We start from the raw sequence: 2,561 nt of genomic DNA on the forward strand, positions 1-2,561 counted from the left end.
AGCAATATTCCCGGGGTTAGGACGGCAACATGCAGCTTTTATTCTTAACTGAATGCTTTGGGAAGAGCAACGACACAGGGTGATAGTCCCGTAAGTGAAAAGAATGAAGCGCTAGCCGGATCCAGAGTACCTGCGGACACGTGAAACCCGCAGGGAAGATGGGGGGACCATCCTCCAAGCCTAAATACTACTCAGTGACCGATAGTGGAGCAGTACCGTGAGGGAAAGGTGAAAAGTACCCCGGGAGGGGAGTGAAAAAGAACCTGAAACCTTGTGCCTACAAGCACCGAGAGCACGTTAAAGTGTGATCGGGTACTTTTTGTAGAACGGTCCGGCGAGTTAATATTTGCAGCGAGGTTAAGGAACTGGAGTTCCGGAGCCGCAGCGAGAGCGAGTCTGAAAAGGGCGTATGAAGTTGCAGGTATTAGACCCGAAACCGGGTGACCTATCCATGAGCAGGCTGAAGCGGTGGTAAGACACCGTGGAGGGCCGCACCCACGTCTGTTGAAAAAGCCGGGGATGACTTGTGGATAGCGGAGAAATTCCAATCGAACTCGGAGATAGCTGGTTCTCCCCGAAATAGCTTTAGGGCTAGCGTTATTTTAGATTACCGGAGGTAAAGCACTGAATGGGCTAGGGGCCGCGAGGTTACCGAACCCTATCAAACTCTGAATGCCGGCTAATTGATGAATAGCAGTCAGACTACGTGAGATAAGTCTCGTGGTCAAAAGGGAAACAGCCCAGATCTACAGCTAAGGTCCCAAATGAACACTAAGTGGAAAATGATGTGAAACTGCGAAGACAACCAGGATGTTGGCTTAGAAGCAGCCACTCATTCAAAGAGTGCGTAATAGCTCACTGGTCGAGTGGTTTTGCGCAGAAAATGTAACGGGGCTAAGTGTTCAACCGAAGCTTAGGCAGACGCAAGTCTGGGTAGGGGAGCGTTGTATGCGGGGTGAAGTCAGAGCGGAAGCACTGGTGGACTTCATACAAGTGAGAATGCCGGAATAAGTAGCGAGAATTATGTGAGAATCATAATGGCCGAAAATCTAAGGTTTCTTGGGGAAGGTTCGTCCGCCCAAGGTTAGTCGGGAGCTAAGGCGAGGCCGAAAGGCGTAGTCGATGCACATACGGTAGAAATTCCGTAACCACCGAACTTTAAGCATAAGGGACGCTTTCATTAAGTCTAACCCCGGCGATGGTTGCCCGGGGCGAAAGGGACCGAAAAATAGTAGGGAAGTAGATGGCGTGAGAGACGAGAAAAGCTTATGTGTATACTAAGGTGCCCGTACCGCAAACCGACACAGGTAGATGGGATGAGTATTCTAAGGCCAACGGGAGAAGGGTTGTTAAGGAACTCGGCAAATTGGCCCCGTAACTTCGGGATAAGGGGCGCCTGCGAGAGCAGGCCGCAGTGAAAAGGCCCAAGCGACTGTTTAGCAAAAACACAGCTCTCTGCTAAATCGAAAGATGACGTATAGGGGGTGACGCCTGCCCGGTGCTGGAAGGTTAAGGGGAGTGCTTAGCGCAAGCGAAGGTGCGAACTTAAGCCCCAGTAAACGGCGGCCGTAACTATAACGGTCCTAAGGTAGCGAAATTCCTTGTCAGGTAAGTTCTGACCCGCACGAATGGCGTAACGATTTGGGCACTGTCTCAACAGCCCGCCCGGCGAAATTGTAGTACCGGTGAAGATGCCGGTTTCCCGCAACTAGACGGAAAGACCCCATGGAGCTTCACTGTAGCTTGATATTGGATCTCGGTATTCCATGTACAGGATAGGTGGGAGCCTGGGAAGCAAGTGCGCCAGCATTTGTGGAGGCAACCTTGGGATACCACTCTTGGGGTATTGGGATTCTAACCTGCGGCCATGAATCTGGTCGGGGGACACTGTCAGGTGGGCAGTTTGACTGGGGCGGTCGCCTCCTAAAGAGTAACGGAGGCGCTCAAAGGTTCGTTCAGCACGGACGGAAATCGTGCACTGAGTGTAAACGCAAAAACGAGCCTAACTGCGAGAATGACGGTTCGAGCAGTAACGAAAGTTGGAGTTAGTGATCCGGCGGTATGTGAATGGAAATGCCGTCGCTCAACGGATAAAAGCTACCCTGGGGATAACAGGCTGATCTCCCCCAAGAGTCCACATCGACGGGGAGGTTTGGCACCTCGATGTCGGCTCATCGCATCCTGGGGCTGAATTCGGTCCCAAGGGTTTGGCTGTTCGCCAATTAAAGCGGTACGCGAGCTGGGTTCAGAACGTCGTGAGACAGTTCGGTCCCTATCTGTTGCGGGCGTAGGAATATTGAGAGGAGCTGTCCTTAGTACGAGAGGACCGGGATGGACGTACCGCTGGTGCACCAGTTGTTCCGCCAGGGGCATAGCTGGGTAGCTAAGTACGGACGAGATAAACGCTGAAGGCATCTAAGCGTGAAACTCCCCTCGAGATAAGTGTTCCCATCCTTCGGGAGTAAGGCCCCTTGTAGACTACAAGGTTGATAGGTCAGGAGTGGAAGTGCAGTAATGTATGCAGCGGACTGATACTAATAGGCCGAGGGCTTGACCTCAAT

1 rRNA gene is annotated in these 2,561 nt (G+C 52.1%); it reads left to right on the forward strand.

Annotated elements, in window-relative coordinates:
- Window positions 1-2,558 (forward strand): 23S ribosomal RNA (locus T363_RS15795); the annotation flags it as partial.
- Between the last annotated feature and the right edge of the window lie 3 nt (window positions 2,559-2,561).

Origin of the sequence: Agathobaculum desmolans ATCC 43058 (genome assembly GCF_000701665.1) — a bacterium.
GTDB lineage: Bacteria > Bacillota > Clostridia > Oscillospirales > Butyricicoccaceae > Agathobaculum > Agathobaculum desmolans.